This is a genomic window from Hahnella aquatica (SeqCode) (assembly GCF_965194505.1).
GTDB classification, from domain to species: Bacteria; Pseudomonadota; Gammaproteobacteria; order Burkholderiales; family Burkholderiaceae_A; genus Hahnella; species Hahnella aquatica.
In genome coordinates this window covers 576,663-602,284 of record NZ_OZ239144.1, presented here as the reverse complement: position 1 = coordinate 602,284, position 25,622 = coordinate 576,663, and the positions used below count along the sequence as shown (strand labels likewise).

Here is a 25,622-nt window from a genome sequence, read left to right as displayed (position 1 = left end):
CCTGGGGCTAGAGCAGGATGCGCAGCATGCGGCGCAAGGGCTCGGCTGCGCCCCAGAGCAACTGGTCGCCACAGGTGAAGGCCGCCAAGAATTCCGGGCCCATGGCCATCTTGCGAACCCGCCCCACCGGCACATGCATCTGGCCGCTCACCGCCGCAGGCGTGAGGTCTCTCTCGGTCTGCTCACGGTCGTTGGGCACGAGCCGCACCCAGTCGTTTGCGCCCTGAATGAGTGACTCCACCTCGGAGAGCGGCACGTCCTTCTTGAGCTTGACGGTGAGCGCCTGAGAGTGACAACGCATGGCGCCCACCCGAACACACAGGCCATCAATGGGCACCGAGCCAGGGGTTCGAAAGGGTGGGTGGCCCAGAATCTTGTTGGCCTCGGCACCACCCTTCCACTCCTCTTTGGTCTGGCCGTGCTCCACCGGCACATCGATCCAGGGAATGAGGCTTCCCGCCAGGGGCACACCCCGGAAATTGGAGACCGGCAAGCCCGGACTGCGCAGGGTCTGCGTGACCTTGCGATCGATCTCCAGAATGGCGCTCTGAGGGTCTGCAAGCTCCTGGGCCACGCTGTCGCGCAGGGCACCCATTTGCTCGAGCAGTTCACGCATGTTCTGGGCGCCCGCGCCCGAGGCCGCCTGGTAGCTCATGACCGACATCCAGTCCACAAGTCCAGCACGAAACAGCCCGCCCATGGCCATGAGCATCAGGCTCACCGTGCAGTTGCCACCGACCCAGGTGCGTGCACCCTTGTTGAGTGCTGCATCAATGACCGGACGATTCACCGGATCGAGGATGAGCACCGCATCGTCCTTCATGCGCAAGGCCGAGGCCGCATCGATCCAATGACCAGACCAGCCCATGGCGCGCAGCCGGGGGTAGATGTCGTTGGTGTAGTCGCCGCCCTGGCAGCTGATGATGATCTCTTGTGCCGCAAGCGCCTCCAGGTTGTCGGCCGCTGCCAGCACACCCGAGCGGCCGCCCACCACGGGAGCCTGGCCACCTGCATTGGAGGTGGAAAAGAAGGTGGGCTCGACGTGGTCGAAATCGCCCTCTTCCTGCATGCGCTGCATCAGCACGGAGCCCACCATGCCCCGCCACCCCACCAGTCCGAGTCGCTTCATGCTCAATTCTCCAATGCAGCCACCACGGCTGCGCCCATCTCACAGGTGCCCACCATGCGGCACCCAGCCCTGGCGATGTCGCCGGTGGCCAGACCATCGGCGAGCACCTTGCGCACGGCCGTCTCGATGGCCGTGGCCTCTTCGAGCAGGCCAAAGCTGTAGCGCAGCATCATGGCGGCCGAGAGAATCGTGGCCAAAGGGTTGGCCTTGTCCTGGCCTGCGATGTCTGGCGCAGAACCGTGGATCGGCTCGTAAAGGCCCTTGTTGTTGGCGTCGAGTGAGGCCGAGGGCAGCATGCCAATCGAGCCCGTGAGCATCGAGGCCTCATCCGACAAAATGTCACCAAACATATTGCCCGTGACCATGACATCGAACTGCTTGGGGTTCTTCAAGAGCTGCATGGCGGCATTGTCGACATACATGTGGCTCAGGGCCACGTCTGGATAGGACTCTCCGAGCTTGGTCATGACATCGCGCCAGAGTTGGGTGGTCTCCAAGACATTGGCCTTGTCCACCGAACACAGCTTGTGGCCACGCTTGCGGGCCGCCTCGAAGGCCACCCGACCGATGCGCTCGATCTCGCTCTCGCGATAGACCATGGTGTCAAAGCCTTCGCGCTCGCCGTTCTCAAGCACACGAATGCCGCGGGGCTGGCCAAAATAAATGTCGCCCGTGAGCTCCCGAAGAATGAGGAGGTCCAGGCCCGAGACGACCTCTGGCTTGAGGCTGGAGGCCTCGGCAAGCTCGGGGTAGATCATGGCGGGCCGCAGGTTGGCAAAGAGGTTGAGCGCCTTGCGCAGGCCAAGAATGGCCTGCTCGGGACGCAGCTCGCGCGGCAAATGGTCGAGCGCGAAGTCGCCCACCGCACCGAACAAAATGGCATCGGCCTTCTGGCACAGAGCCAGGGTGGCCGGCGGCAGCGGATGGCCACTCGCGTGATAGCCCGCACCGCCCACCGGCGCATGCTCCAGGGTGAGCCCAAAGCGGCCTTGCTCGGCCATGCGCTCGAGCACGGCCACGGCCTGTGCAGTGATCTCTGGCCCAATGCCGTCTCCGGGCAAGACCGCAATGTGAAGGTGTTTCATGGTCATCCCAAGGTTGCGTGTAAGTCTCTGGCCAGCCAGGGCTTGCTCACCAGGCGTTTGGCCTCAAAGGCCTTGATGATGTCGGCCTTCTGCAGGGTGAGCCCGATGTCGTCCAGGCCATTCATGAGGCAGTACTTGCGAAAGGCATCGACCTCAAAGCCGCGGGTGAACTGGCCATCGAGGGAACTCAGTTGCTGCGCAGCCAGATCGACCCGCAGTCGAAAGCCCTCTTGAGATGCTGTCATCTGAAAGAGTTGCTCGACATCAGCCTCGGCCAGCACGATGGGCAGGATGCCGTTCTTCTGGCAGTTGTTGAAGAAGATGTCTGCAAACGAGGGGGCAATCAGCACTCGAAAGCCGTAGTCTTCCAGGGCCCATGGCGCATGCTCACGAGAGGAGCCGCAGCCAAAGTTCTGCCGCGCCAGCAGAATGCTTGCGCCCTTGAAGCGTGGCTGGTTGAGCACAAACTCTGGCCGCAGGGGCCGCGCGGCGCAGTCCATGCCGGGCTGGCCCTCATCGGCATAGCGCCAGGCATCGAACAGATACGGGCCAAAGCCCGCCCGCTTGATCGACTTCAGAAACTGCTTGGGGATGATGGCGTCGGTGTCGACATTGGCGCGGTCCATGGGAAGGACCAGGCCCTCATGAAGGTTCAAGGGGGTCATGTTAGAAAGTCCTCACGTCGACAAAATGACCGGCCACGCCGGCTGCAGCCGCCATGGCTGGCGAGACCAGGTGCGTGCGTCCGCCTGCACCCTGCCGGCCCTCAAAGTTCCGGTTGCTGGTCGAGGCACAGCGCTCGCCCGGCTCCAACCGATCTGCGTTCATCGCCAGGCACATGGAGCAGCCTGGCTCGCGCCACTCGAAGCCCGCATCGATAAACACCTGGTGCAGACCCTCGGCCTCGGCCTGCGCCTTGACCAGGCCCGAGCCTGGCACCACGAGCGCGAGCTTGACTCGATCCGACTTCTTGCGGCCCTTGACCACCGCGGCTGCCGCACGGATGTCCTCGATGCGGGAGTTGGTGCACGAGCCAATGAAGACCTTGTCGACCTCGATCTGGGTGAGGGGTGTGTTGGGCGACAAGCCCATGTAGGCCAGCGCCCGCTCCATGCCCTCTCGCCGGGTGGCGTCGGCCTCCTTGGCGGGATCCGGCACGCTGGCACCGACGGGCAGCACCATCTCGGGCGAAGTGCCCCAGGTCACCTGAGGCTCGATCTCTTCGGCCACCAGGTTTACAACACGATCGAAGACGGCATCTGGGTCGGAGTGCAGGCTGCGCCAATAGGCCACGGCCTGATCCCACTCGGCACCGGTTGGCGCAAGGGGCTTGCCACGCACGAATTCCAGGGTCTTGTCATCGAAGGCCACCATGCCCGCTCGGGCGCCCGCTTCAATGGCCATGTTGCAGATGCTCATGCGGCCTTCCACCGAGAGACCACGAATGGCACTGCCACCGAACTCAATGGCATAGCCGGTGCCGCCGGCCGTGCCGATCTTGCCGATGATGGCCAGCACGACATCCTTGGCCGTGACACCAGGGCGCAGTTCACCATCGACGGAGATCAGCATCGACTTGGCCTTGTTCATCAGAAGGCACTGGGTGGCCATGACATGCTCAACCTCGGAGGTGCCAATGCCAAAGGCCAGGCAGGCCAGCGCACCGTGGGTGCTGGTGTGCGAGTCGCCGCACACCACCGTCATGCCCGGCAGTGTGGCGCCCTGCTCTGGACCAATGACATGCACGATGCCCTGGCGATGGTCTCGCAGGCCGAAGTAGGTGATCTTGTGGGCGGCAGCATTGGCATCCAGTGTTTCCACCTGCAGGCGAGAGATGGGGTCTGAAATGCCTTTGCTACGGTCGGTTGTGGGAACGTTGTGGTCGACCACCGCGAGGTTGGCCGCATTTCGCCACAGGCTGCGATTGGCCAGTGCAAGGCCTTCAAAGGCCTGTGGGCTCGTGACCTCGTGCACCAGATGGCGGTCGATGTAGAGCAGGCAGGTGCCATCGTCTTGCTGATGGACCACGTGCTCATTCCAGAGCTTGTCGTAGAGCGTGGGCATGGCGTTCTCGCGGGCGAAAAACCCACATTATGCCTTTGCAGCCCTCCCAGCCACCAGTGCACCGAGGGCCGCAAAGCCTGCTGCAATGGCGAATGTGGCCTCTGGCGACAAGGCCTCCCAGATCCACCCTGAGGCGATGCCCCCCAAGGACCCACCCACTCCATACGAGGCCATGGTGTAGAGGGCCTGCCCCCGGGCCTGGGCCTGGGCGGGGAACCACTCGCGCACCAAGGCCATGGAGGCGCTGTGGTGAACGCCGAAGGTCACAGCATGCAGCACCTGGGCCACGAGCAAGATCAGAATGCCCCCGCCAGACACCGCAATGAGTCCGAACCGCAGGGCCGTCACCCAATAGCTGCCCACCCAACAGCGGTGCAGGCCAAGCCGCTCGAAGATGGGCCGCTGAAACTGAAAGAGGACAATCTCTGCCAGCACGCCGAGCGTCCAGAGCATCCCGATCTCGGTTCGGCTGTAACCCTTTTGCTCCAGCCAGAGGGAGAACAAGGTGTAGAGCGGCGCATGGGCCACCAGCATGAGGAAGGACGACAACAAAAAGAGCCGCACACGTGGCTCGGCCAGCGCAGCCTTCATGGCTCCGGCCTTCGGTGCAATGGCCACGGGCTCGCTGGGCGGCAGCACCAGCGCCACCAATGCAATGAGCGCCAGGCTCAGCATCAATACGGCGGGCAGCGTGGCCATGCCGAAGGCGTCAAACCAGAGCCCCCCCAGCATCACGGCAGCAATAAAGCCAATCGACCCCCAGACGCGCATGCGTCCGTAGGCACCCATGTCGCCCTTGCTCGACTGCATGGCGAGGGACTCCGCAATTGGCACCTGCCCACTTAAGAAAAAGCTCATGAGACAGAGCACAGCAAAGAGGCCCCAGAAGGACCAGTCCAGGAGCAGAAGCGCCGCGCTCATCAGTGCGGCCAAGGCCGCAAGCTGCACCACCCGCGGCACGCGCGACGGTTGAACGTGATCAGCCAGCCAGCCCCAGGCCGGCGGGCCAAAGACCCGGGCCCATTGCATGGGGGAGACCAGAATGCCGATCTCCGTGGGCGTGAAGCCACGGCCGTTGAGCCACAAAGAGAGGTACGGCGAGAAGAGCCCCACATAGGCGAAATAGCTGCCAAAAAACGCAGCCACCCGACGGCCTGCGGGGTTCAACTGGCCTGACCGGGAATCTTGGGTGTGCTCACCGAGACATCGGCGTTCTGAGCACGGTGACGCAGGGCGTGATCGATGAGCACCAAGGCCAGCATGGCCTCTGCAATTGGGGTTGCGCGGATTCCCACGCAGGGGTCGTGGCGGCCATGGGTCTCCACCACGGTGGGCTCGCCCTCCAGGTTGATGGAGCGCCGAGGCGTGCGAATGCTGGAGGTGGGCTTGATGGCAATCGAGACCGCGACGGGCTGCCCTGTCGAGATGCCCCCCAGGACACCCCCCGCATGGTTGGTGACAAAGCCCTCGGGGGTGAGTTCATCCCCGTGCTCCGAGCCCCGCTGGGCCACCGAGGCAAAGCCCGCACCAATCTCCACTGCCTTCACAGCGTTGATGCCCATCATGGCGTGGGCAATGTCGGCATCGAGACGGTCGTAGACCGGCTCGCCCCAGCCCACCGGCACGCCGGTGGCCTCCACAAAAATGCGGGCCCCACAAGAGTCGCCCGCCTTGCGAAGCGAATCCATGTAGGCCTCGAGCGCCGGAATCTGAGATGCATTGGCCGCAAAGAAGGCGTTGTGGGCCACATGAGACCAGTCCTCAAATGCAATGGCATGCTCGCCCAGCTGGCTCATGCAGCCCCGAATGTGCACGCCATGGTGTGTGGCAAGCCACTTCTTGGCGATGGCTCCTGCGGCCACTCGAACTGCGGTCTCACGGGCGGAGGATCGTCCCCCACCACGCGGATCACGAATGCCGTACTTGTGCCAGTAGGTGTAATCGGCATGCCCTGGTCGGAAGGTCTGGGCGATGTCGGCGTAGTCTTTGCTGCGCTGGTCTTGGTTGCGGATCAGCAGCGCAATGGGCGTGCCCGTGGTGAGGCCCTCGTAGACTCCTGACAAAATCTCCACGGTGTCTGGCTCTTGGCGCTGGGTGACATGGCGTGAGGTGCCGGGCCGCCGCCGATCGAGCTCGAGCTGGATGTCAGCGGCCTCGAGCGCAAGGCCCGGTGGGCAGCCATCCACCACGCAGCCAATGGCTGGACCGTGCGACTCTCCAAAGGAGGTCACCGAAAAGAGGTGGCCGAACGTGTTTCCAGACATGGGATGCAGTGTATCGCGGGCGGCGGGGGCCTCAGGGCACCAAGGCCGAAATGCGGCTTTGGATTTTCTCGCGACCCAGCACGGCCATGACCTTGTCGATCGACGGTGTCTCGGACCGGCCCAGCAAGACGAGCCGCAAGGCCATGGCCAATTGCGGCATCTTGAGCCCGTGGGCCGCCAACTGCGCCTTGATGAGCGCAGAGGCCTGGGCAGCGTCGAGCTCCTCCGGCAAGGATTCGGCCAAGCCTTTGAGGGCTGCGGGCACAGAGCCCAAGAGCCGCTCGGCCAGGGCGGCCGCATCGGGCTGGGGCTCGAGGTAAAACACGGAGGCCTCTTCGGCGAGGTCTGTCAGGGTGGCGGCCCGATCCTTCAGCAACTCGCAGACCTGATCCAACGCCGGCCCAACCCCAGGGACAAAGCCTTCGGCCCGCATGCGCGGTGCAATGAGTAAGGCGAGGTCTGCTCCGGCGCGCGCCCGAAGGTAATGGTTGTTGAGCCACTTAAGCTTGTCGAAGTCGAACTGGGCGGCAGACTTGCTGCAATGATCGAGGCTGAACCACTCGGTGAGTTGCGCCATGGAGAAAATCTCATCGTCTCCATGGCTCCAGCCCAGGCGGGCCAGGTAATTGAGGAGCGCCTCGGGCAGGTAGCCGTCTTCTTCGTACTGCATGACCGACACCGCACCGTGCCGCTTGGAGAGCTTTTCGCCATCGGGCCCGTGAATCATGGGCAGGTGGGCGTAATTCGGGATCTCTGCCCCCAGGGCTTTCAAAATGTTGATCTGGCGGGGCGTGTTGTTGATGTGATCGTCGCCGCGAATGACATGGCTGATGTTCATGTCCCAGTCATCGACCACCACACAGAAGTTGTAGGTCGGGGTGCCGTCGCCGCGGGCAATGATCAGGTCGTCTAGCTCTTCATTGGAGATGCTGATGCGACCCTTGACCCCGTCTTCCCAGGTGACAAAGCCTGCGTCTGGGTTCCGGAACCGAACCACGGGGGACACGCCGGCCGGCGCCGTTAGGCCTGCCGCGGCGGCCAAGTCTGGGCGCCACCGACCGTCGTAGCGCGGCTTCTGGCCAGCTGCGCGCTGGGCCTCGCGCATCGCCTCGAGCTCTGATGGGCTGGCGTAACAGTGGTAGGCCTGCCCCGCCTCAATGAGCTTGGCAATGACCTCTCGATAACGATCCATCCGTTGCATCTGATAGAACGGCCCTTCATCGGGGTTGAGCCCCAGCCAGGCCATGCCATCGAGGATGGCCTTGACCGCCTCTGGGGTGGACCGCTCCAGGTCTGTGTCTTCAATGCGCAGGATGAACGCGCCGCCATGCCGCCGAGCAAAGGCCCAGCAGTACAGGGCGGTTCGTGCACCGCCCACGTGGAGAAAACCGGTTGGGCTGGGCGCAAAGCGCGTTCGGACAGTTCGGGTCATGCGCGGATTCTAGTCTAGGCATGCCATAATCTTGGCGTTGGACGGCTAGCTCAGTGGTAGAGCACTGCCTTCACACGGCAGGGGTCACAGGTTCGAACCCTGTGCCGTCCACCAAAACCCTGATTGAAGTCAGTGAGTTATAAAAGTCAGCGGAATAGAGATTGCCGCCGTACGCAAGCCGTACGAAACAACCTCGAAAAGCATCTCGTCATGCGTCACGATTTTTCCAGGGGAGAGATCCATGTCGTGGATAGCTGGCCTCGTCTTATTTGGGCTTGGGCTCTTCGTAATTGCTAGGATTTCTGGCGCTGTTTTGCAGATTCTCGAGGCACTGTCTTCGGGCTTACTCCGACTTCTCGGAAATGCAAGAAAAGGCTGCGAACTTCATATCCCGGAGGTTCTCAGGGAGCGGGGGCGAGGGCGAGGAACCTTCGAGCACTCTCCCGACCCAAATGAGCAACTGATTCAAGCCATACGTCGCTGGATCCAGCACCCCCCCTCGCCCAAAATACCGATCTTTCAGGCGGAGCGACCATACGAGGCGGTCATCCTTCCATTCGTAGAGAGAGTTGAGGACCGATGCCGCCAAGAGGAGGGTGCACCAATTACCGTCCACGAGGGAACGATACCGAACCTGCTCTCCCCCTCAGCCGTCCCCCCAATCGAAGATCTTCTTGAAATCTCGCAGCGGCCGGCGGTTACACCTTATGCGGATCTGACATTTAATCCGAAGGACATACACGGATTCCCCACCTCGCAGCGCCCCGAGGATGTTCCAGCCCCAACTCCAGTGGAGGAGCCCACACTTGTTCCTGCCGCTCCATACCGGGTGGCTTTCCTTCCTCAACCCAGCGGTGAGATCCTCGTTTAAGGACGAGATCCTCAAATACAAAGATGCTCTCAGAAGAAAAAACGATATTGACTTTGACGCTGAGCAAACCACCGAAAAATTACGGCTAGCAATAGCAGATGGGCGAAAAATCCTCGAGAGCATCCAAGCTGAGACCCGAAGACTCCACCAACAAGCTATCGAACGTCGATCCGAGCTGGAGAGGAAATACCTCACGTCCATTCTTGACGATCAGATTCAGGCGAAGACCCTGGAGGCACGACTAGACCTCGACTCAAAAGAGGGGATTGAGTTGTTTGCAAAGTATGCAGTCGCCAGTGTCGACTACGGCCTGAAGGATTACCCATTGTCCATAGAGTCACATCTTGAGGAAGAGGGTCGAATTCTGATGCTGGAAATGAAATTACCAGCGATCGCTGAACTGAATTGGGCCCACACCTCCAAAAGACTTAGTAAAAAAGACACATCACCGCATCAGTGACCGACGAAATAAGGGTCGGCGAGACCTCCGTGCCGTACATCTCCTCAAGGTGGCTTTGAATCTCACGCACCGTCATGCCACGGGCGTAGAGAGACAAAATCTTGTCATCAAAGCCCGACCAGCGGGTCTGGTGCTTGGGGATCAGCTGGGGCTCAAAATTGAGTTTTGCAAGCGCCGCAGAACCCTCAGAATCACGACAAAAGCGTATTTTGTTTGGTTTTTTGTGGCTCTTCTGCCACGGAATGCCATGGTTATCCACAGGCCCCAAAGGACCCATAGATACAGCCTATGAGGACCCTTAAGCTGCCGCTCTCACACTCTTTCTCTTGCCACTCACAGCCTTGGCAGCACGCACCTTTGGACTGCTGGTCCTTGGGCTGGCAGAGAGTTGGACCCCAAATCCCCTCATCACCTTGAGTACGGTGTCGTAGCGCGGCTTTGCCCCGGGTGCCAGAGCCTTGTACAGACTCTCGCGCCCAACGCCGATATTGCTCGCTAGCTCTGCCATACCGCGTGCTCGAGCAACATCACGCACCGCTAAAAGGAAGACCTCCGGGTTTGGATCCTCAAGGGCCGCTGTAAGGTACTCAGCAATGACCTCTTCATCTTTTAGGTAATCCGCTGCATCAAAAGTGGTGTAGCCCTTCATGGTCTCGACTCCTTTGTGATCTCGTTTGCCATCGCCAAGGCGGCTTTAATGTCCCTCTGCTGAGCTGATTTCGAACCACCAATCAACAAGAAGTACGTCAACTGCCCTTGCTGCGTGTAATAAATCCGATAGCCAGCACCGTAATGAACCCTGAGCTCCCACACGCCACCTCTGATTGGCCTGCAATCACCAATGTTGCCGAGTTCAAAGGAGCGAATCCTTGCGGTGATTCGAGCAATTGCTCGCCTGTCTTTAAGGCCATCGAGCCACCTGTCGAATACCTCGGACTTTACGAGCGTGAACATTGTGAGAGTGTATACGTTCGGATACAGATGGACAATACTCTTCTGGAGCTCTCAGCTTGTCGAATCCGGAGTTACGAAAAATGGCGGAGAAGTACTTATCTTTTCAGCCTGGTGATTTTTGACCACCATGGGCCGCTAACGACCCGTCTCAAAGCCTTGTCGCTTTGTTCAGACACTGATTAGGTCTCGCTCGACATACTGCCGAATCTCTTGACGTAACGCACGACGCGTCACCAGATCTACCGGGCGGCCGAAAACCTCTTCCAGTCGATACTGAGTACCGAAGTAACTCCTCGAGGTACCTACCCCCTCAAACTCCACAAGGATGTCAATATCGCTATCGGGCAGAAGTTCATCCCTGGCGGCCAAGCCGAAAAGACCGAGCGTGCGCACACCAAACTCTCGTTGGAGACCTGGCTTCTCTTCTCGCAACATGGCCAGGACTTGGGCTCTTTTCATATCGCTCCGGGGTCTGAGACCGAATACGCAACCGAGCAAGACTTCCGCTCTACTCTCGCCTTACCCCTTGCGGCACCAGCAACAAGCGGTCAAATCGTTAGACGTAACGAGCCAACGCTCAGGCAGCCAGCAGTGGGCACTGTTTGATCTTCGCTAGCTCTTTCTGCATGGTTCGCTTGGCAATCTCTGTGTCAAAACGAACCTGACCGCGCAGCCACCATCCCTCACTGAGGCCAAAGTACTTGCATAGCCGTAGATCGGTGTCTGCCGTTATGGCACGACGACCTGCAACGATTTCGCTGATGCGACCCGGGGGCACACCAATTTCCTTTGCAAGCCTGTACTTTGTGAGGCCCAGCGGCTTTAGGAACTCTTCCTCCAGCATTTCACCGGGGGAAACAGGATTGACTCGTCTCATTCTTAGTCCTCGCTTCAGTGGTAATCCACTATTTCAACGTCGTAAGCCCCATCAACATTCCAACGAAAACATAAACGCCACTGGTCATTGATCCGAATGCTGTACTGACCCTTCCTCTTGCCCTTGAGGCCCTCCAGTCGATTGCCAGGGGGCACCCTCAGATCTTCTAACCTATCCGACAGCTCCAACTGTTCGAGCTTCCTCAGGGCCTGCCGCTCAAGTGGTACCCAACGCTTTACTGAATAGCCGGAGAATAGTTTCTGGGTATCCGCACACTTGAACGATTTTATTGTCACAGTCTAGATACTTACGTATCGCGTATATACATGTCAAGCGTTAACTTTTTTGAAGTAGTCTGATCGACAGATCCGTAGACCTTTTCTCGATCTCGATCATAAATTTGCATGTGCCCAACAACCAAGGAGCACACATGCAATACAACATCATGCAGTACGAGGAGCCTAGCCCGGAGTTCGAGCTCATTGACCGCAAACGGGTCAACGTGGGAGGAGCGGAGTTTGACGAGGCATTCCTTTGCGACCTTCTCAGAGACCATTTCACTAAGCAGGCTGGTGGCATCAGGCCCACTATCACAACGGCATACACGATCTACCTACAGGAGAGCGGCGCCGCAAGGCGCAGGAAGTTCTCGGATGACACGACCCGTTACTACAACTACTTTCTTGCCCGGATCACGAGATTCCCCACCTATGGATTCGCCCAAATGAGCTTAGTGACCGAAAGACTCGGAGCAGCATCAGAGCGATACCGCTCGTGGGAGTATCCCTTCAGGCAGCGAAGATTCTCAATGAAGACTCGAAATCTATGCGCAGCAAATGGCTTGTGCCCCTGTATGCCAAGTACAACGGCAACGGCTCCTGCTCAGCAATCATGAACAAGAACCTTAAAGAACATAAATGGCGCAGTCATATGTTCCGGCATGCTTTCATTGACCGACTAAAGGCCTGTGGTGACATTCCAACCAAGCTTGCTGAGTCGATTACTGGCCATGGAAGAGCTACATCCGACTTTGATACCTACGGCTCAGTTGGCTATACATTGGAGCAGAAACTCAGGGTGATTGAACGGGTTGCGCTTTGATTGGTAGGCGAGCTGCGCTCACCTGTGATGTCGCTCGTCGCTCATCACAGCTTTCTTCGTCTGATCGTGTGTGAGAGATGTGTGAGAGGTGTTTGACTGATTCTGGGGCCAAACGACGGCTATAGCAGCATCGTAAAAAAGTGCTGCTATTTCCGTCGCCTTCGCTGCTTGATCGACTGACTGATTCAGTACGCCATGCAACGACCTTAGAGAGATTTCCGAGAGACGTATGTATTAGAACTCTCAACCCGCTTCGGCATTGGTTTGCCTTGCAGGAATCTCGCGGCCCACATCTTGATGCGCTTTGGTCTAAGGCCTACTTGCGCGATGTCCGGGGTCATTAGCCGTTTCCTTATTACCCCCCGAGTTTTTGCCCTGTTTGAGAGTGGCTTATCTCTGCGGTACCTGCCGCTCTTGCCTATTCCGCTCTTCCCTCTTCGTTTCTTTCTTTAGTTGCCTGTGCTGTTTGAACAATGATCGATTGGCCTGCTTAGCGATCTTTAGGATCTCAAAGCACTGGGCCTCTGTGATGCGGGCCCGTTTAGCTGCAGATCGATTGGCACGACAGAACTGCTCAAGCACCAGCGTCTGCTCCGCGCTTAGAAGCCCTACACGCTGTTTGAGCAGGTTGTGTGCTGCTGTGACTGCCTGCGCCTGTAGAAGCGGTATGCGTGCGAAATAAGCGCTGCGCAGCCCGTTGTCCTTTAGCCACAATTCCGTTTGATCTCTTTTCATAAAGTTATTTAGCAAGACCACGAGAAATCCGCGAAAAAAGTGATTTCGTTTGGTCTGCGCCATTGACCACTGGAGATCTGGCGGGTTGATCGCCATTTTCGGTCGACCAGATCCGGCGATCGGCCATAACTTAGTAAACGCTCGTTCAACAACAGAAAGGAATCTTCAATGAGCGTACTTACAAACTTAAAGCTGGTCGCAGCAAAGAAGCCTGCCAAGCAGCCCCCCGTGGTGCAGCGTCGCAACAAACTCAGCAACAAGCTCTGGGAGCAGGTGCAGCTCGCCCGTGCCCAGAAGTCTGGAGAGACGTTCTTGCCCACCCGCATGCGTTCGGTGCGGGATCCGGAGACAGGACTGCGCAAGGATGTCGAGGTGCCGAAGCGGGTCAAGCCCTGGTGGTTTGTCGCTGACAACGGCAAGGTCTGCCTCAGCGTCAAATACGGTGCCAAGGTCTTGGAGCTGGCCAAAGGCAAGAGTGCTATCGAGGTTGCAGGGCCTGAGGAGCTGATCAAAACCCTAGAGACCATCAAGACGGCCGTAGAGGCTGGGGAATTGGACGGCCAAATTGGGGCAGCTAGCCAAAGCCTCAGTGAGGGTTTCCAAAAGTAGTGCCCAGAGGGTGTGGGATAGGCAACCCACGTCTCACACCCTCCCCTCAGATCCACGACCCAGGAGAACTCTATGTACACCTTCGAAGCCCAGATCAAAGTGGCCTCGCCATCGGGCACCACCCTATTGGTCAAGACCCGCATACAAGCCCAGGACCCCTACCGAGCCAAGCTGCTGCTGGAGCAGCAATATGGGCGGGGGTCGGTGCTGGGTACCCCCAACCGGGTCTAGCCCCCGGTGGGGGTGGTTGAGGCTAAATACAAAAAACAGGAGACCCCCAGAGATGAAGATCAGCGAGGTAGTCGTCAAGGCCCCCAGGGGGCCACTGACCCCCGCCCAAAGTCGCATACATGCGCTCAAGACCCGGGTGAAGGCCAGCAAAGATGCTCTGAAAAGAGAGCAAGAATTCCAGCGCAGGCAGCGTGAAACGGAGCGGGCCAGGAAGGCCCAGGCTGCCCTAAACTCCCCTAAACCGGCCTAGAGAGCTGGGTTTGCTGGGGTGAAAGCAGGATTTCTCCAACCCTGGTCACGGGGATGAGAGGCATAGCGGAAATGGTCCCGGAGCAGGCCCCACTTTTTTGCTGTCCTGTTTCCGGACAGTTTGTGGGTGGGGGGTGGTGCAGTCAAAACCCGCCCGCTCTCATTGGCCCTGCAGCGATTAAAATGCATCATGACCACCATTAATTTCACGCTGGCTCAGTATTCAGTTGAAGTTGTCGCAACCCTGGTTTTTGCGCTAACTGGGGTACTTGAAGCAGCACGAAAGCGACTCGATGTTGTGGGTGTCTGTGTTGCAGCCTGCCTAGCCGCGTTTGGAGGCGGAACCCTCAGAGACATCCTGCTCGATCGCCGCCCCTTTTTCTGGGTTGCGCACTCAGAGCTCTTGGTGCTGGTTCTGGTCGCCGCTGTGCTGGCCCTCTCCTTCATGCGCCGTCGACATCTCGAGCCAACGGAGCGGTTCTTTCGCATTCCCGACGCTGTGGGACTGGGATTGTTTGCGGCCAGCGGCACACAACTGTCTCTGGCTGTGGGCATGCCCTTCCTGGTTGCGGTCATCTTGGGAGTGATTACGGCCGTGTTTGGCGGCGTTCTCAGGGACATTTTCTGCAACGATCTACCCAAGGTCTTCAAGGATCATCAGCCCTATGCAATCTGTGCGTTCCTCGCAGGGTGGGCTGTCGTGGCCTGTAACGTCCTCGGCCTTAATGAGTGGGCCACGCTCCTCGTAGGCGCCCTAACAGGATTCGGATTAAGGGTCGCCGTCATCCACTTTGAAATTCGATTGCCGGCATGGCGGCCAGACTGACGTGAGGACACCAAATGAACATCCATAGCCATTACGCAGATTTGCTCAACGCAACCTATGAATCTATTTTGTTTGCTGATTGTTCCGGAATCATTCGATTTTGGAACCCAGGCTGTGAGCGGATGTTCGGGTTTTCATCCGACGAGGCTATTGGCAAGAGTCTCGACATCATCATTCCCGAGCGTTTACGAAAGGCGCACTGGAGAGGTTTTTTTGAAGCGGTAGAGCGTGGAGATACCCTCCCGGGAAGACGTCCAGCGCGAACAAAGGCTCTTTCCCGCGATGGCGGCGTCATCTACGTAGAAATGAGCTTTGCCATGGCACACGACGCAGAGGGGGCCGTCATTGGGTCTGTGGCTGTTGCACGTCCGGACCAAAGCCGAAAAGAATCCGAGGAGAGGCAGGCCACGACAGAGAACAGCTGCCCGTTCTCCACGTAGCGTGTTTTGGAGTAGCGGCAGCCACTCTCTTGCTGCTCTATTTCCAGACAGTGCACGACAAATCGCCCCTGCTCAGGCCATGAGAACCCTGATCGAGTTTTTCAGTAGCAATTTGACACCCGAGGTGCGCAACGAAAAGCGGTTGGAAAATAGCGCCATCTCCAGTGCATCAATCGCGTTGCGTAAATCGGCCATCGATTCACCTCCACAGCTCTTCTGAGCAACGAGCCTTAACCACTGCGCAGGTGTGCTGGCTAGACCAGCGGTGACAGGCCAGGGACTGCGCTTCAGCACCGACCAAACCTCCTGCGCGTCACCAGCTCTGGCAATGCGCCACAAAAGCAATAGCCGATAAAGCCGCCATACATGACGCCGCAGTATCCAGTGCAGCAACAGCAAAAGCACAACTACAGAGGCTATCCAAGGCGTATTTTCTAAGCCCCAAGCGTAGACGCGCGTCCAGCTACCAACAATATTGCTGCCGTATGAGTCAGATCCCCCTTGAACCTCCTGCGCAGGAACAGTGATTACCCTGTGCTCGATACCATTGGTGCGAGCATTGTAAAAGCCAAGCCGAAGTGTCAAAGGAGAGACCTGTGGCGGCACCTTTGGTGCATAGAGGGTGATTAGAAAAGTATCGCCAAGACCTTCGCCGACGGGCCGAATCAATGCCGGCAACTCCGCCCATGCAAGCTGGGACGCGAGCATGAGTGCCACCCATTGCTCAATTTCTTTGCGGCTCAGGCTGCTCTGTATCAAGACCGAGCGTTGAACGAAAGCGTCATCACGCTGACTTTCTTCGACTGCTGGCTCCCACCGAAAAATTCTTGGGGCTTCGTTCGCGATAAGCCTCGGCAGCCATTCGGGTCGGCCCCGCACTCGCATACTCGGCCCCGCAAGGCGCAGCGAGACCTCCCGACCAAACTCGCTGTAACGAACCACCATATCGCCAAGTGCAATCTCACCAGGCTGCGTGGGCAAAACGGTCCATGTCCATCGAGTGCCTTCGCAAGCTTGCCCACTGGTTGCATTCCGAATGGCAATTTCACTCACGAACTGAGCGAGCAGTGCCGGATTCGTTGGCAGCACCATGGGAGCCCACTGAAACTGGCGGCGATCGCAGATCTCGAGGTGAAGCAGCGCACTGTTGCCGACGGCAAGTTCCTGAGGCGCAACCGACCAAAAGTGCTTTGGGGTTGTGGGGTCCTGGGCCATGGAGGCCGAACAAACCAGCGCCGTGACAGACAGCACCAGCTGTGTGTAGAGAGGAGCCCTTCGCAGAGGACTCATCTCGTGGTGTCGGAGGCGGACGCCGGCGGGCGGGACCAATCAGACTGGCGAATCAATCCCTTGAGCAGGCTCGCCGACTCATCTTGAGTGCGATCCACTTTGTACTGAGCGCTGCTGGCCGTCTCCGGTCCTATGGGCCAGGCACGCAGCGTAACTCCCCGGCCACCGCTTGCGATGGCAGCCTGAGAATCGAGCAGGCGATTACCGGCTGCGCGCGGCCCTTGCTCGGAAGGTCTGCTTGGTGAATCTAGATCGTTTGGATCGCTACCTGAACCGTCGGTTTGAATTTCCCCCAAAGCCGCCTGACCACGCCGGCCCTTCAAATCCGTTTGCCGCCCTTTGGCAGCTTGCATTGCTGCGAGCCGCTTTTGCACAAAGTCTAGATTTCCACGGGCCTCAGCATCATCAGGATACTTCTCAAGATACGCATTCCAAAGTAACAGGGCCTGAGAGAATGCCCCCTGACGGGACAGTGAAAGGCCAAGGTTAAAGAGCGCGGCTCGCTGCCCCGACACCACGCCCAAGGCCAAGGAATTCGAAAAGGACTCAACCGCCGCCTGATTCTGGGCCTTTTGGAGACGATCCAAGCCTTCGGAGAAGTGGCGCTCGAAAACCGACGCAAAAGGATCAGAGGCCGAAGTCGATTCCGTGGCCAAAGACATTGGGGGGCTGAGCGATGCAGCCTTACTCCCAGAAGGCAACGCAACGAACAACATCGACACAACGCCAAGTGCTGTAACGCCCGAAGCCGCCCTCGCCACAGGCACAGACCAAGACAATCCGCCCAGTGGCAGCCATCCAAGCAGCAAGACAACAAGCGCAGCCAACAGCATGGCCTGCCAAGTATTCAAGGGCGTGAACGCTCTGGCGTGGGATTGCTTTGCCGATGCTGTCGGGGCGGCCTGCATAAGTTGGTTCACGTGACGAGAGTTGCTCGCCAAGACCACCGCCCCCCTCTCTTGCGCATTAGTATGCCGCTCTAGGTAGGACTGCGCATTGCCAATTGCCGCGTTGCGTTGTTGATCGGGTGATTCCTCTGAGCCACCCGGGCCGGCGATGAGCGCTTCACGATGGGCAACCAACTGATCGAGGATGCGGGTCAGAGCGGCGCGATCATGGGTAAAGGGCAAGACCAAGCCACTGCTTGGGCCTGCGGCCACAACGGCTAGCGCAGCCCTTGGATATTGGCCAGCCAGGCCCAGCACCGAGAGGCGTTGTACTTCGACGCGGCTGGCATCGGCGCCCAGAAGGTCCACCACCGCAACAATCCGCGTAGGCGTTCCCTGCGAATTTGCGGAGTCTATTACCGCATGGTTCGACCACAGCAGCGCAACGACAAGCGACAACACAGCTGCCCCCAACGCAGTCAGTAGGGGTTCACGCAGGCGCTCGAGTGGCCCCTGACTCGGAGCCCTTATTGCCCAAGCGCGCAGTTTCGGATCAACAAGGCCATGGGAGCGGCTGCGCCCAAGCACGAGACTCACCAAGGCCAGGAGCACACCAATGAGCGCAAGCCATGGGCTCCACCAGAAACCCCTTGATTGCAGTGGGGGCATTTGGACAAGAGGTGTGATGGCATCCAGCGTATTAACAATAGACTCCAATTGCTCTACGCTCTGAACCAACCAGTGTCGCCCACCGGTGAGTGCCGAGACCTCAGCGAGGCTTGGGTGGAGTTCAGGTAACCGTGTGGGTCGACCAAACTGTAGGCTGTGGATGGGGTATCCGCGTGCCATGGCGATGGCCGCGGATTCCAATGGGCTCATGCTTCCGCTATTACTGTCTTCCCCATCGCTAATCAGCACGATACTTGGCACTAAATTGGCTTCGGTTCGCGACTGCTCTAATTCTCGAATGGCCAGCGCCATGGCATCGCCCAGCGCGGTGTTGTCACCCAATGTCCCGACCTGAACACGTCGAAGTTGCGCTCTTGCAAATGCGGTGTCGGCCGTAGGGCGACTCAATACAGAGGCACTCGACCCAAACACCACAAGGCCATAGGCGTTCTGTGGACGTGTCTCCATCCACTTATGCAGAACCTGTTGCGTGGCCTCCATTCGGCTCAGCCCACTGGAGGCGCCCATGTCTTCAAGGCTCATGGTCAGTGAGCTATCGATGACAAACATGATCGGCCGGCCTTGCTGTCTGGGAGGCTCGAACTCACCCACCTGATGAACATCGCAGACCGATAAAACAACAGCCACTAGAGCAAAGGCACGCATTGCCACTCGTAAACGAATCGCCCTTGGGATGCGCGGTTCACGATCGAGGCTGTTCTCGAGAAGAACCATGCTTGGTAAAAGAAGCTTCGGGGTGTTGCTCTGCAGTCGCATGCGGCAGCGCCAAACCACCAAGCCATAGACCAATGGGACGGTCATCAGAAACAGCAGCCAAGGCGCCCCCAACTCAAAAACCATCATTCGAACAGGCCCTCGAATGACTCTCGAGTGCTGCAAAGGTCGAGAAGACGGCCACCAAGACGCTCAATCGATACACGCTGCGCCTCTCGTTGATTCGCAACCGCCTCGTTAGCCCTCTGGGTCCATTGCAAGGCCCCCGACCCCAGGGCAACGCTCAATCCGGAGCGGGGCGATGAGAGCCATGTGCCCGAAGTGTTGATGATCTCTCGCTCGACGGGGTCGCTGATGCGAATGCAACAGAGCGAGTTGGTCTCGGCCAGGGCAGCAATTGCAAGGCTGTAGCTCGTCTCGTGCCAGAGAAAATCCGACAGCAAGAAAACGCGGCACCCGGGTGGGTTGCGCTCAAGCAACTGGCGCAGCCTTATCTTGTCCATTTCTGGCTCGAGCGCACCGAGTTCAGTGGGCGGCGTGGGCGCAACGACATGGTCGATCGCATCGAGCCACTGGTCTCGGTGATGAAATGGGCCAAGCCAATCGTCTTGCTCGGCGTTCCACAGCACGACGGAAACTGCTGCAGCACTTCCCATGGCCTGAGTGCCAAGCCAGATCGCAACCCGTGCAGCCTGCGTCACCTTCAGTCGTTTTTGAGTGCCAAAACGCATCAAGGCACCGCGGTCAACCACAATGACCCAGATTGGCTGGCGTTCCTCTCGGTATGTCTTGACATACGCATGACCGAGCCGGGCAGTGCTTCGCCAGTCCATGTCGCGCATGGAGTCGCTTGGCGCGTAGGGTCGGGACTCCTCGAAGTCCAGCCCCTGACCGATCTGAGCGCCTGGCCAGTCGCCAGCCCTGTGCCCATGCACCTCATGGGGCCGAGGCGCGTTTGAAGCAGCCAGCGCCAGTGTCATGAGCTTGAGAATCTCTGGCGGATCGAGCAGCGGCTCGGCCAGTGCATCTCTGCGCGTGCTCGGAGGCATGGCCGGCTCAGGGACTGGGAACAGCCTTCAACAACTCTGAGATGAGTTGATCTTTCTCAAGCTTCTGAACACTTGCCTGAAGACTGAGTGAAACTCGATGCCGCAAGATATCCGGGGCCAACGCCTGGACGTCATCGGGCAGTACATGGTCTCTGGCACAGACAAGCGCGTAGGCCTTTGCTGCGGCTGCCATGGAAAGGACAGCCCTCGGACTTGCACCGACATCGATTGTGCCCGAGCGACTGGGCACCCAGCGATCGATCTCTCGGGTGGCGCGAACAAGTCGCACAATGTACTCCGCTACAGCATCTGAGAGGTGAACCGCAGCGGCCTCATCCCGCATTTTAAGAAGATCGGGAATGGATAGCGCCGCATTCTGGCGGTTCAAGCTGGCCTGACTTCTACGCAGTACCTCGAGCTCCTGTTCCTCTGTGGGGTAAGTGAGAAGCACTTGGAACATGAAGCGATCAAGCTGGGCCTCGGGTAGCCGGTAGGTGCCCGACTGCTCCACCGGATTCTGAGTGGCCATGACGAGAAAGATTTTCGAGAGCGCACGCGTCTCACCACCTGCGGTGATCTGCCGCTCCTGCATGGCCTCGAGCAGAGCACTCTGCACCTTGGCTGGCGCGCGGTTGATCTCATCGGCCAGAACAATGTCGTTAAACAGTGGGCCCTCGATAAAGCGAAAGTCTCCAGTCTTGACCTCGTAGACATCGGTTCCGGTGATGTCGCCGGGGAGCAAGTCTGGTGTGAACTGAATTCGTTTGAAACGAGCAGCCACTGCCTCCGCCAGGGCCTTAATGGCAGTGGTTTTCGCCAGACCGGGAAGCCCTTCGACAAGCACATGGCCACCGGAGATGAGCGCCACGATAAGCCGATTGAGCAGCCGCTCTTGGCCAACGATGGTGAGCTGGAGTTGCGACTTGAGTCGCTCAATCTTTTGGTGGGTGGGCTCGGTCATTTTGTATCCTGAACCAGCCGCACACTGTTGACAATCCAATTTGGAATGCCCTCCGAGACGCGATGTGCCTTGTATCCTCGATCACGAAGCGTCTTTACTGCGTCAAAAGACAATATGCAGTAGGTACCACGGCAGTACGCCACAATGGTTTTATCCTTCGGCAGAGCTTCCAAGCGCTCTTCGAGTTCCTCAAGGGTTAGGTTGATTGCACCCTTCAAGTGCCCGGCGGCGTACTCTTCACTCGGACGAACATCCAGAATGACCACCTCGCCTTTTCTGGCCTTGGAGAGCACCTCCGCAACGGACAAGGGCTCGAGCTCATCTCTACTGTTGAGGTAGGTGTCCACAAGCCGATCAATCTCGGCAAATCGATCCTTCGCAATCTTCTGAAGGAGCAGCAGCAACTCGATCACATCAGACCCAGTGATGCTGTAGACCATGGAGCGACCGTCTCGCACAGCCGTTACCAGCCCTGCCTGCTTGAGCGTCTGCAGGTGCTGAGAGACATTGGCAATCGGAAGCCCCATGACCTTGGCAATGGAGTCGACGCTACGCGGGCTTTGAATGAGGAGCTCCAAGATCTCCAATCGAGGACCGGAGGCAAGAGCTTGGCCGATACGGGCGAACTGCTCAAACAACTGGGGCTTGAAGGCTTGACTTTGGCTCATCGACAGCTTCTAATCCTCAAATATTCAACAAAACAATTGAATAATAACCAGTTCCGGAGAAAAAACAATGAATCTATTTCTGAAAGCAAGTCTAGCGACTGGGCTGACAGTTTTCACGGGCGTTGTAGCCGCCCAATCGACGGCTACTCCTGTACCCGCAGAGGTCAATGGCCAAAAGGCTCTGGTTTTCATACAACAAGATCCTCCGGGCACAAGGTGCAACACCAACATGCAGATTGCCGCAGAGATCATGAATGTCTACCAAGTGCCCGTGGTGCTCATGCCCCAGCATTCAGTACCCAAGTTCACCCCAGCGCCTTCGGTTTGGTACGGTGGACAGGTGGTCGCTGCATCGGGTGCTCAGCACAATGGCATGGTGTCTTACACCATTGTTTCGGATCAGTTGGAGATGGATGGTGCACCCAAGCACGGCAAAGCGGGAAAACTGTTCAACACCAGCGTTCGTCCGGGCTTTGAGCAACTCAAAGACGTGATTAAAACTGGGCAATAACAGAAAGTTCGCCAATAGCTCGAAAGCGAGCCAAACACCTTGTCCGCAGAACAGTGGAAATCCGCTTACAGGTCTCGGCCTGTCGAGACGCTGGGGTGGTATGCGGATTCTCTTCCAACATCTCGCCGTTTGGTAAGTGCGTATCTCAAGCGCGACATAAGTGATGCAGCAGTGATTGACGTTGGTGCGGGCGCCTCCGTTTTTGCTGACCAAATGATTGCTGATGGCTGCGTCGACATCACGCTGCTCGATCTCTCAGAGGATGCACTCGATGTAACCCTGAAACGACTCAACAAGGACGAGGCCGTTACCAAGCTTGTTGGTGATGTTCTCACCACCGCCATGCTGCGTAGGCCCGGATATGACGTCTGGCACGATCGAGCCGTATTTCATTTTCTGACCCAGAGAGCAGATCAAGAAACATATGTCCAGCGAGCCTCACAGTCGTTACACCATGATGGAATCATTGTTCTTGGAACATTTGCCCCCGACGGACCAACGATGTGCAACAACCTTTCGGTGAGTCGCTACGGCCCGCAGGACATTGAGGAGATTTTCTCCACATACTTTGAATTGGCCCACAGCGAGAGACAAATACACATCACTCCCTCGGGTGGGCAGCAGCCATACAATTATTTTGTACTCACCAAGAGGCACCCTAAATGAAAAAGTCGATGAGAGTATTTGCAGCCATCTGCAGCTTGCTGGTCGTGCCGCTTGCAGCGCCTTTGGCAGCTCAATCAACCCAGTCAGAGGGCTTTTCGCACTTCGGAAGCTTCAAGCGCATGATGCACACAGGCGATACCTCAGGCCAGATTGAGCTATCCAAGCTCAATCAATCGGCCGGTGTCTGGGGCGTGGGGGCACTGGCCGGCCTCAAAGGCGAGATCATTCAAGTCGATGGCCGACTGTTGGTCAGTTCGGGGACGGATCCCAACGGGAAGGTTCAAGCGCCCGCCATCAACGACTCGGCGGTTCTCTGGGCAAGTGACAACGTCTCCCAGTGGAAGCAGATCTCAGTCCCCACTGACATGAGCCAGGCGCAGTTCGAGAAGTTCGTTACCGAGCAGGCTGCGGGGAGCAAGTTGGATTTGAACCAACCATTCATTTTTCGGGTTACCGGTGCGTATTCACATCTGATATGGCATGTCCTGACAGGCGAGAAGGGAGAGCCTGGAGCAGGCGGCGCTGGCCATGGACATGCGCATGGAGCTGGACACGGAGGGGGCCATGCCAACAAGCGCTCCGGAATGAGAGTCTTTCGCAATCCCACCGTAGAGGGTCAACTGGTGGCCATCTACAGCGGCAGCAAGCTCGAGGGAATTGTGTCCCATCCGGGCGAGCGCTTTCATGTTCATTACATTGACGATGCAAAGACTGTGTCGGGGCACGTTGATCAATACAACGTTCGCGGCGGTGCCTCGCTCTGGTTGCCCGCTCGTTAGCTAGTCTCAATAGGCTCTAGCCCATGAGGGCCTCCTCTCGCCATCTCCTCGGGCTGATCCCTTGATGCTTTGTGAATACTCGGCTCAGGGCGGCTGCGCTCTGATAACCCACCTGACTCGCGACTGACTTGAGTCCAACGCCCTGTGCAATCAGTGATTGGGCGAGTGATATCCGCCAGTCTGTGAGGTAGCCAAGGGGCGTTGTTCCAATTGCTGCCTTGAACTGGGCCGCGAAGCTCGCTCGGGACATTCCTGCGACCTGTGCCAAGTGTTCGAGCGACCAGTTCTTCTGAGGCTCTCGATGAATCGCGGTAACTGATTTCAGGAGCCGATCGTCACCCAGCGCCTTGGTCACACCCATCGGCAGCGCTCCAGTCGCGATGAGATGACGAAAGAGGACGAGTAAAAAGTACTGGAGAAGTTGGCTGGTCGCGAATCCCCTCCCACATCGATCCGCGAAGGCCTCCTCGAGAATGAGGCTGCTCGCTGATCTCAAGGCGGAGCCCTCAGCGATTGGAATGGTCAAGATCTTGGGATCGATGAGCGTGAGTGGGTTCTGGTAACGCTGGCCGAAATCAAACTCGGCCGAGACGATTCGGGCCTGTGGATGTGGGATGAGTCTGTGAGGCTCGCCATGCGGCGAGAACACAATGCTCGGCGCATCAATCTTCACGCATTCTTGATTGCCGTCCTCCAGGTGTACTCGACCCGCCTCAATCCAGTGCAGATGGCCCAGTATCGGGGTCTTCTCCATGGAAACGGCGCCTTGGGTATCTCCTGAGAACAAAAGGCGGACCTTGGGCGGGAAACGTTCGAGGATGGGCGTGAGTCGATCCATTTTTAGACGATTTGTTGTGTTAAGTAGACTTTGTGGTCCCAATCGTACTCGATAATCCGAATCTCATCCCTACTAGGAGTCATTCAAATGTTGATACCCCGTCATGCCGTTCCAGCACTAAAAGTCCCCACGCTTGCACACGGTGACTTCGATCTCTCGGTGGATTCACCCACCCAATTCACGTTGATCTCCTTTTACCGTGGCTTACATTGCCCCATCTGCGCAAAGTACCTGCTTGAGTTGGGCAGCCTTCAGCCAGAGTTCGAAAAGCGGGGGGTCCGAGTCATCGCCATCAGCAGTGATGAAGAAGCTCGCGCACAGGAAATGGCGAAAAAGGTGAATTCGCCTGATCTTCCGTTTGGGTACGGTCTGGCGCTATCGGACGCGAGAGCCTGGGGCCTCTACCTTTCGACGTCTCGGGGAACGACCTCGATCGGAATTGAAGAGCCCGCACTGTTCTCTGAACCCGGTGTCTTCCTTGTTCGCCCTGACGGCACGCTCTACTACGGCGCCGTGCAGACCATGCCATTTGCTCGACCGCATTTTGATGAGTTGCTGGCAGCAATCGATTTTGCGATCGACAAGAACTACCCTGCTCGCGGCGAGTACACCGGAGAAGTCTGACCGCTGGTTACTTGTTAATGAGTTTTCCTTATAACCATCGGTCGCCGGGAGACTCTAGACTCGGCCTTGATTGTTCCCGAATATGGGCCGAAGATCTGAACCAAGAAGAAGTTCACATTCATCACAGGAGTAGCGAAATGAAGACAAGCAATCGTTGGCTAAGCAGTCTGGCGCTGTCCCTCTGCCTGGGCCTCTCTGGCCTCGGTGTCTCTGCAGCAGACAGCGAAAAGGCGGTCTATCACATCGATAACGCAGCCGTTCAGGCCACCAAAGCACTGAGGAACATCCGCAACCATCTAGATACCGCTCCTAGCACCAAGGTCGTGGTGGTTACACACGCAGAAGGAGTCGACTTCCTCTTTGATGGCGCGAAGGACCCTAAGAATCCCAACGTTGACTACGGAGCTTTGGTCTCTGCTCTCAAGGCTCGAGGCGTGCGGTTCGAAGTCTGCGAGATTACTCTCAAGAACAGAAATCTCAAGCGTGATCAGTTCAGTCTTGAAGCAGAATTCACGCCTTCAGGTGTGGCCCGCGTAACTCAATTACAGATTCGTGAAGGCTTTGCGTATTTGAAGCCCTAGGGGAGCGGACCAAAAAGATCAGCCTCCGAGGCGCCTA

The 25,622-nt window shown here is 58.0% G+C and carries 31 protein-coding genes, 1 tRNA gene and 1 pseudogene; 13 read left to right on the top strand and 20 right to left on the bottom strand.

The window, feature by feature from the left end; all coding sequences use genetic code 11:
* Positions 1-7: 7 nt before the first annotated feature.
* The 7 genes from asd to gltX are packed head-to-tail and all read right to left on the bottom strand — an operon-like array spanning position 8 to position 7,974.
* Positions 8-1,129, bottom strand: coding sequence for an aspartate-semialdehyde dehydrogenase (asd, locus tag AC8GDA_RS03100; protein WP_506556844.1), 1,122 nt, complete (start codon positions 1,127-1,129; stop codon positions 8-10).
* A 2-nt stretch (positions 1,130-1,131) separates the two neighbouring features.
* Complete coding sequence (gene leuB, locus AC8GDA_RS03095) at positions 1,132-2,214, bottom strand: 3-isopropylmalate dehydrogenase (protein WP_506556843.1); 1,083 nt, start codon at positions 2,212-2,214, stop codon at positions 1,132-1,134.
* A 2-nt stretch (positions 2,215-2,216) separates the two neighbouring features.
* Complete coding sequence (gene leuD, locus AC8GDA_RS03090; protein ID WP_506556842.1) at positions 2,217-2,879, bottom strand: 3-isopropylmalate dehydratase small subunit; 663 nt, start codon at positions 2,877-2,879, stop codon at positions 2,217-2,219.
* Position 2,880: 1 nt separating this feature from the next.
* Positions 2,881-4,278 (bottom strand): 3-isopropylmalate dehydratase large subunit, encoded by a 1,398-nt coding sequence (gene leuC, locus AC8GDA_RS03085; RefSeq protein WP_506556841.1) that lies wholly within the window; start codon positions 4,276-4,278, stop codon positions 2,881-2,883.
* A gap of 27 nt (positions 4,279-4,305) precedes the next feature.
* The gene (locus tag AC8GDA_RS03080; RefSeq protein ID WP_506556840.1) at positions 4,306-5,445 is read right to left on the bottom strand and encodes an MFS transporter; all 1,140 of its coding nucleotides are present in this window, start codon (positions 5,443-5,445) and stop codon (positions 4,306-4,308) included.
* Positions 5,442-6,542 carry a chorismate synthase gene (gene aroC / locus AC8GDA_RS03075; protein ID WP_506556839.1) on the bottom strand — a complete coding sequence of 367 codons (1,101 nt, stop codon included), beginning with the start codon at positions 6,540-6,542 and terminating at the stop codon, positions 5,442-5,444. The genes AC8GDA_RS03080 and aroC overlap by 4 nt, the downstream gene beginning before the upstream one ends.
* A gap of 31 nt (positions 6,543-6,573) precedes the next feature.
* Positions 6,574-7,974 (bottom strand): glutamate--tRNA ligase, encoded by a 1,401-nt coding sequence (gltX, locus tag AC8GDA_RS03070; RefSeq protein WP_506556838.1) that lies wholly within the window; start codon positions 7,972-7,974, stop codon positions 6,574-6,576.
* Positions 7,975-8,013: 39 nt separating this feature from the next.
* Here gltX and AC8GDA_RS03065 point away from each other — a divergent pair.
* Positions 8,014-8,088: transfer RNA gene (locus AC8GDA_RS03065), tRNA-Val, on the top strand.
* 692 nt (positions 8,089-8,780) lie between these two features.
* Positions 8,781-9,305: a hypothetical protein gene (locus tag AC8GDA_RS03060; protein ID WP_506556837.1), complete on the top strand. Its 525-nt coding sequence runs from the start codon at positions 8,781-8,783 to the stop codon at positions 9,303-9,305.
* Here AC8GDA_RS03060 and AC8GDA_RS03055 read toward each other — a convergent pair.
* The 6 genes and pseudogenes from AC8GDA_RS03055 to AC8GDA_RS03030 form a co-directional block, all read right to left on the bottom strand.
* Positions 9,289-9,462 (bottom strand): annotated as a pseudogene (locus AC8GDA_RS03055) (transposase); the annotation flags it as partial. The gene AC8GDA_RS03060 and the pseudogene AC8GDA_RS03055 sit on opposite strands and share 17 nt — an antisense overlap.
* Before the next feature lie 141 nt (positions 9,463-9,603).
* A complete protein-coding gene (locus AC8GDA_RS03050) occupies positions 9,604-9,954 on the bottom strand; it encodes an addiction module antidote protein (RefSeq protein ID WP_506556836.1) in 351 nt (116 codons plus the stop codon).
* Positions 9,951-10,259 (bottom strand): type II toxin-antitoxin system RelE/ParE family toxin, encoded by a 309-nt coding sequence (locus AC8GDA_RS03045; RefSeq protein ID WP_506556835.1) that lies wholly within the window; start codon positions 10,257-10,259, stop codon positions 9,951-9,953. Before AC8GDA_RS03045 ends, AC8GDA_RS03050 begins: the two co-directional genes overlap by 4 nt.
* A gap of 168 nt (positions 10,260-10,427) precedes the next feature.
* Positions 10,428-10,694, bottom strand: a complete 267-nt coding sequence (locus AC8GDA_RS03040) for a nucleotidyltransferase family protein (RefSeq protein ID WP_506556834.1) — start codon at positions 10,692-10,694, stop codon at positions 10,428-10,430.
* Between the two features lie 142 nt (positions 10,695-10,836).
* Complete coding sequence (locus AC8GDA_RS03035; protein WP_506556833.1) at positions 10,837-11,136, bottom strand: HigA family addiction module antitoxin; 300 nt, start codon at positions 11,134-11,136, stop codon at positions 10,837-10,839.
* A 14-nt stretch (positions 11,137-11,150) separates the two neighbouring features.
* Entirely contained in the window at positions 11,151-11,432 is a 282-nt protein-coding gene (locus AC8GDA_RS03030; RefSeq protein ID WP_506556832.1) for a type II toxin-antitoxin system RelE/ParE family toxin, read from the bottom strand.
* Positions 11,433-11,566: 134 nt separating this feature from the next.
* On the opposite strand from AC8GDA_RS03030, the gene AC8GDA_RS03025 reads away from it, so the two are divergent.
* Both AC8GDA_RS03025 and AC8GDA_RS03020 read left to right on the top strand, forming a co-directional pair.
* Positions 11,567-12,031 (top strand): hypothetical protein, encoded by a 465-nt coding sequence (locus tag AC8GDA_RS03025; RefSeq protein ID WP_506556831.1) that lies wholly within the window; start codon positions 11,567-11,569, stop codon positions 12,029-12,031.
* Positions 12,028-12,237 (top strand): hypothetical protein, encoded by a 210-nt coding sequence (locus tag AC8GDA_RS03020; protein ID WP_506556830.1) that lies wholly within the window; start codon positions 12,028-12,030, stop codon positions 12,235-12,237. The genes AC8GDA_RS03025 and AC8GDA_RS03020 overlap by 4 nt, the downstream gene beginning before the upstream one ends.
* Positions 12,238-12,627: 390 nt before the next feature.
* On the opposite strand, the gene AC8GDA_RS03015 is transcribed toward AC8GDA_RS03020, so the two are convergent.
* Positions 12,628-13,068, bottom strand: coding sequence for a hypothetical protein (locus tag AC8GDA_RS03015; protein WP_506556829.1), 441 nt, complete (start codon positions 13,066-13,068; stop codon positions 12,628-12,630).
* A 72-nt stretch (positions 13,069-13,140) separates the two neighbouring features.
* Here AC8GDA_RS03015 and AC8GDA_RS03010 point away from each other — a divergent pair, with 72 nt between their 5' ends.
* From AC8GDA_RS03010 to AC8GDA_RS02995, 4 genes are all read left to right on the top strand, one after another.
* Positions 13,141-13,581, top strand: coding sequence for a DUF6641 family protein (locus tag AC8GDA_RS03010; protein ID WP_506556828.1), 441 nt, complete (start codon positions 13,141-13,143; stop codon positions 13,579-13,581).
* Between the two features lie 72 nt (positions 13,582-13,653).
* Positions 13,654-13,812, top strand: coding sequence for a hypothetical protein (locus AC8GDA_RS03005; protein WP_506556827.1), 159 nt, complete (start codon positions 13,654-13,656; stop codon positions 13,810-13,812).
* A gap of 439 nt (positions 13,813-14,251) precedes the next feature.
* The gene (locus tag AC8GDA_RS03000) at positions 14,252-14,887 is read left to right on the top strand and encodes a trimeric intracellular cation channel family protein (RefSeq protein WP_506556826.1); all 636 of its coding nucleotides are present in this window, start codon (positions 14,252-14,254) and stop codon (positions 14,885-14,887) included.
* 14 nt (positions 14,888-14,901) lie between these two features.
* On the top strand, positions 14,902-15,327 hold the full coding sequence (locus AC8GDA_RS02995; protein ID WP_506556825.1) for a PAS domain-containing protein: 426 nt from the start codon (positions 14,902-14,904) through the stop codon (positions 15,325-15,327).
* A 72-nt stretch (positions 15,328-15,399) separates the two neighbouring features.
* On the opposite strand, the gene AC8GDA_RS02990 is transcribed toward AC8GDA_RS02995, so the two are convergent.
* The 5 genes from AC8GDA_RS02990 to AC8GDA_RS02970 are packed head-to-tail and all read right to left on the bottom strand — an operon-like array spanning position 15,400 to position 21,586.
* Positions 15,400-16,578: a hypothetical protein gene (locus AC8GDA_RS02990; protein WP_506556824.1), complete on the bottom strand. Its 1,179-nt coding sequence runs from the start codon at positions 16,576-16,578 to the stop codon at positions 15,400-15,402.
* A 35-nt stretch (positions 16,579-16,613) separates the two neighbouring features.
* Positions 16,614-19,037 carry a VWA domain-containing protein gene (locus AC8GDA_RS02985; protein WP_506556823.1) on the bottom strand — a complete coding sequence of 808 codons (2,424 nt, stop codon included), beginning with the start codon at positions 19,035-19,037 and terminating at the stop codon, positions 16,614-16,616.
* Positions 19,034-19,957 carry a DUF58 domain-containing protein gene (locus tag AC8GDA_RS02980; protein WP_506556822.1) on the bottom strand — a complete coding sequence of 308 codons (924 nt, stop codon included), beginning with the start codon at positions 19,955-19,957 and terminating at the stop codon, positions 19,034-19,036. The genes AC8GDA_RS02985 and AC8GDA_RS02980 overlap by 4 nt, the downstream gene beginning before the upstream one ends.
* Positions 19,958-19,964: 7 nt before the next feature.
* A complete protein-coding gene (locus tag AC8GDA_RS02975; RefSeq protein WP_506556821.1) occupies positions 19,965-20,918 on the bottom strand; it encodes an AAA family ATPase in 954 nt (317 codons plus the stop codon).
* Positions 20,915-21,586 (bottom strand): ArsR/SmtB family transcription factor, encoded by a 672-nt coding sequence (locus AC8GDA_RS02970; protein WP_506556820.1) that lies wholly within the window; start codon positions 21,584-21,586, stop codon positions 20,915-20,917. The genes AC8GDA_RS02975 and AC8GDA_RS02970 overlap by 4 nt, the downstream gene beginning before the upstream one ends.
* A 229-nt stretch (positions 21,587-21,815) precedes the next feature.
* On the opposite strand from AC8GDA_RS02970, the gene AC8GDA_RS02965 reads away from it, so the two are divergent.
* From AC8GDA_RS02965 to AC8GDA_RS02955, 3 genes are read left to right on the top strand one after another with little or no spacing between them, the layout of a single operon-like run.
* Complete coding sequence (locus AC8GDA_RS02965; RefSeq protein WP_506556819.1) at positions 21,816-22,097, top strand: hypothetical protein; 282 nt, start codon at positions 21,816-21,818, stop codon at positions 22,095-22,097.
* A gap of 39 nt (positions 22,098-22,136) precedes the next feature.
* Positions 22,137-22,763, top strand: coding sequence for a class I SAM-dependent methyltransferase (locus tag AC8GDA_RS02960; protein WP_506556818.1), 627 nt, complete (start codon positions 22,137-22,139; stop codon positions 22,761-22,763).
* A complete protein-coding gene (locus AC8GDA_RS02955) occupies positions 22,760-23,542 on the top strand; it encodes an acetolactate decarboxylase (protein WP_506556817.1) in 783 nt (260 codons plus the stop codon). Before AC8GDA_RS02960 ends, AC8GDA_RS02955 begins: the two co-directional genes overlap by 4 nt.
* Before the next feature lie 16 nt (positions 23,543-23,558).
* Here AC8GDA_RS02955 and AC8GDA_RS02950 read toward each other — a convergent pair whose 3' ends face one another.
* Positions 23,559-24,380 (bottom strand): cupin domain-containing protein, encoded by an 822-nt coding sequence (locus AC8GDA_RS02950; protein WP_506556816.1) that lies wholly within the window; start codon positions 24,378-24,380, stop codon positions 23,559-23,561.
* Positions 24,381-24,467: 87 nt separating this feature from the next.
* Between AC8GDA_RS02950 and AC8GDA_RS02945 the strand changes: the two genes are divergently transcribed.
* Complete coding sequence (locus AC8GDA_RS02945; RefSeq protein WP_506556815.1) at positions 24,468-25,004, top strand: peroxiredoxin-like family protein; 537 nt, start codon at positions 24,468-24,470, stop codon at positions 25,002-25,004.
* 137 nt (positions 25,005-25,141) lie between these two features.
* Positions 25,142-25,585 (top strand): DsrE family protein, encoded by a 444-nt coding sequence (locus AC8GDA_RS02940; RefSeq protein WP_506556814.1) that lies wholly within the window; start codon positions 25,142-25,144, stop codon positions 25,583-25,585.
* Positions 25,586-25,622 lie beyond the last annotated feature (37 nt).

What these genes read in the sequence shown, in the direction of transcription:
- AC8GDA_RS02995 (WP_506556825.1), top strand. Translation starts at nt 14,902, where the DNA reads ATGAACATCCATAGCCATTACGCAGATTTGCTCAACGCAACCTATGAA.
- AC8GDA_RS02955 (WP_506556817.1), top strand. Translation starts at nt 22,760, where the DNA reads ATGAAAAAGTCGATGAGAGTATTTGCAGCCATCTGCAGCTTGCTGGTC.
- AC8GDA_RS03020 (WP_506556830.1), top strand. Translation starts at nt 12,028, where the DNA reads ATGAACAAGAACCTTAAAGAACATAAATGGCGCAGTCATATGTTCCGG.
- AC8GDA_RS03000 (WP_506556826.1), top strand. Translation starts at nt 14,252, where the DNA reads ATGACCACCATTAATTTCACGCTGGCTCAGTATTCAGTTGAAGTTGTC.
- AC8GDA_RS03045 (WP_506556835.1), bottom strand. Translation starts at nt 10,259, where the DNA reads ATGTTCACGCTCGTAAAGTCCGAGGTATTCGACAGGTGGCTCGATGGC.
- gltX (WP_506556838.1), bottom strand. Translation starts at nt 7,974, where the DNA reads ATGACCCGAACTGTCCGAACGCGCTTTGCGCCCAGCCCAACCGGTTTT.
- AC8GDA_RS02975 (WP_506556821.1), bottom strand. Translation starts at nt 20,918, where the DNA reads ATGACCGAGCCCACCCACCAAAAGATTGAGCGACTCAAGTCGCAACTC.
- AC8GDA_RS03040 (WP_506556834.1), bottom strand. Translation starts at nt 10,694, where the DNA reads ATGTTGCGAGAAGAGAAGCCAGGTCTCCAACGAGAGTTTGGTGTGCGC.
- AC8GDA_RS02945 (WP_506556815.1), top strand. Translation starts at nt 24,468, where the DNA reads ATGTTGATACCCCGTCATGCCGTTCCAGCACTAAAAGTCCCCACGCTT.
- leuC (WP_506556841.1), bottom strand. Translation starts at nt 4,278, where the DNA reads ATGCCCACGCTCTACGACAAGCTCTGGAATGAGCACGTGGTCCATCAG.
- AC8GDA_RS03010 (WP_506556828.1), top strand. Translation starts at nt 13,141, where the DNA reads ATGAGCGTACTTACAAACTTAAAGCTGGTCGCAGCAAAGAAGCCTGCC.
- AC8GDA_RS03025 (WP_506556831.1), top strand. Translation starts at nt 11,567, where the DNA reads ATGCAATACAACATCATGCAGTACGAGGAGCCTAGCCCGGAGTTCGAG.
- AC8GDA_RS03005 (WP_506556827.1), top strand. Translation starts at nt 13,654, where the DNA reads ATGTACACCTTCGAAGCCCAGATCAAAGTGGCCTCGCCATCGGGCACC.
- leuD (WP_506556842.1), bottom strand. Translation starts at nt 2,879, where the DNA reads ATGACCCCCTTGAACCTTCATGAGGGCCTGGTCCTTCCCATGGACCGC.
- AC8GDA_RS02980 (WP_506556822.1), bottom strand. Translation starts at nt 19,957, where the DNA reads ATGCCTCCGAGCACGCGCAGAGATGCACTGGCCGAGCCGCTGCTCGAT.
- AC8GDA_RS03015 (WP_506556829.1), bottom strand. Translation starts at nt 13,068, where the DNA reads ATGGCGATCAACCCGCCAGATCTCCAGTGGTCAATGGCGCAGACCAAA.
- AC8GDA_RS03050 (WP_506556836.1), bottom strand. Translation starts at nt 9,954, where the DNA reads ATGAAGGGCTACACCACTTTTGATGCAGCGGATTACCTAAAAGATGAA.
- asd (WP_506556844.1), bottom strand. Translation starts at nt 1,129, where the DNA reads ATGAAGCGACTCGGACTGGTGGGGTGGCGGGGCATGGTGGGCTCCGTG.
- AC8GDA_RS02965 (WP_506556819.1), top strand. Translation starts at nt 21,816, where the DNA reads ATGCAGATTGCCGCAGAGATCATGAATGTCTACCAAGTGCCCGTGGTG.
- AC8GDA_RS02940 (WP_506556814.1), top strand. Translation starts at nt 25,142, where the DNA reads ATGAAGACAAGCAATCGTTGGCTAAGCAGTCTGGCGCTGTCCCTCTGC.
- leuB (WP_506556843.1), bottom strand. Translation starts at nt 2,214, where the DNA reads ATGAAACACCTTCACATTGCGGTCTTGCCCGGAGACGGCATTGGGCCA.
- AC8GDA_RS02985 (WP_506556823.1), bottom strand. Translation starts at nt 19,037, where the DNA reads ATGATGGTTTTTGAGTTGGGGGCGCCTTGGCTGCTGTTTCTGATGACC.
- AC8GDA_RS03035 (WP_506556833.1), bottom strand. Translation starts at nt 11,136, where the DNA reads ATGAGACGAGTCAATCCTGTTTCCCCCGGTGAAATGCTGGAGGAAGAG.
- AC8GDA_RS02950 (WP_506556816.1), bottom strand. Translation starts at nt 24,380, where the DNA reads ATGGATCGACTCACGCCCATCCTCGAACGTTTCCCGCCCAAGGTCCGC.
- AC8GDA_RS02970 (WP_506556820.1), bottom strand. Translation starts at nt 21,586, where the DNA reads ATGAGCCAAAGTCAAGCCTTCAAGCCCCAGTTGTTTGAGCAGTTCGCC.
- aroC (WP_506556839.1), bottom strand. Translation starts at nt 6,542, where the DNA reads ATGTCTGGAAACACGTTCGGCCACCTCTTTTCGGTGACCTCCTTTGGA.